At 67.4% G+C, this 1,383-nt stretch carries 1 protein-coding gene; it reads right to left on the reverse strand.

The window, feature by feature from the left end; genetic code table 11:
* Positions 1 to 104: 104 nt before the first annotated feature.
* The gene (locus FFS20_RS17795) at positions 105 to 1,256 is read right to left on the reverse strand and encodes a DUF819 family protein (protein ID WP_137827100.1); all 1,152 of its coding nucleotides are present in this window, start codon (positions 1,254 to 1,256) and stop codon (positions 105 to 107) included.
* Between the last annotated feature and the right edge of the window lie 127 nt (positions 1,257 to 1,383).

The raw sequence follows: 1,383 nt of genomic DNA on the forward strand, positions 1-1,383 counted from the left end.
GGATCTACGCTGGCGCGGCAGGACCGACGCAGCGCCTCATCCGACGCTGGGTCTGACCCGACGCTGCGCCTCACCCGACGCAGGGCCTCACCCGACGTTGCGCCTCACCCGAGGCCGGACATGATCTGCGCCGAGGCGAGGCCGAGGAAGGTCCCGAGGAACGTGCCCATGAGCGCGAAGAGCACGCCGACGGGCACGAGCTGCCGGTTGAAGGCCCCGGCCACCACCGGTGCCGAGGCGATGCCGCCGATGTTCGCGGTGCTCGCCACGGCGATGCTGAAGAGCTCGGTCTTCGTCAGCTTCGCGTAGACGAGCATGATGGCGGCGTGGACGACGATGACGATGAGCCCGGCGACGAGGTAGAGCGGAGCCTGCGTGAGCGAGGTGAAGTCGGAGCCCGAGGCGATGATGCCGATGATGATGTAGAGCATGATCGTCGCGAGTTCGCTCGAGCCGCGCACTCGGCCGAACCGCGTCGAGCCGATGATGAGCCCGAGGACGCTGACGATGAGGATCGTCCACGTCGAGGCGTTGATGACGGTGCCGATCTCCGGCAGCAGCTCACCCGCTTGGATCGCCAGAGCGGAGACGAGGAGGGCGAAGCCGAGGAGCCCGAAGAGCGCGGGCATCGTCAGCGGCTTCTCCTCGTCGTCGGCCGTCGAGGTGACCTCGAGCTTCGAGGTGTCCGCCTTCGTCCAGCGGTTGAAGCGGTCGGAGACCGTCACGGAGGAGAAGATCAGCAGCAGCCAGAACGAGTAGATGACGGTGTCGACGATGAGGACGTACCCGAAGACGTCCTCGGGCGCTTGGAGGATCTCCTGCACCGCGACCATGTTCGCCGACCCGCCGGTCCACGAGGCGTTGAGGGCACCGAGCGCCTTCCACGCCTCCGGGTGGAGGACCGAGCGGAGGATGAGATAGCTGACGAGGAAGCCGGCGACGATGCTCGCGGCGGTCACGGCGAACGTGAGGAGCAGCTTGGGACCGAGCCGGATGATCTGCCGGATGTCGCACTTGAAGAGGAGAAGGAGGATCATCGCCGGCAGCAGGGCCGTGCGCAGGCCGTCACCCACCTCGGTGACGGAGTCGGAGTGGTCGAAGACGCCGAGCGTGTTGAGCAGCGCCGCGATGATGTAGAGGAAGACGAAGCCGGGCACGTAGGCGAAGATCCGGAAGCGGCCGCTCTGGCCGGCGATGACGAGGGCGGCGGCGATCGCGATGAGCACGCTGATGAAGAGGAAGCCGTCGGAGATCATGGGGGTGGTCCTTCAGTCGGGGAAGCGGTGGGGCTTGGTGGTCACTCTGGGTGGCCGTTCGAGGCGGTCGACGTCGGCGCGGGTGGTCGTTCTGGGTGGTCGGTGGGGCTGGCGGTCGGGAGCTGCC

The organism is Brevibacterium sp. 2SA (assembly GCF_005502845.1).
In the GTDB taxonomy this organism is placed as follows: Bacteria; Actinomycetota; Actinomycetes; order Actinomycetales; family Brevibacteriaceae; genus Brevibacterium.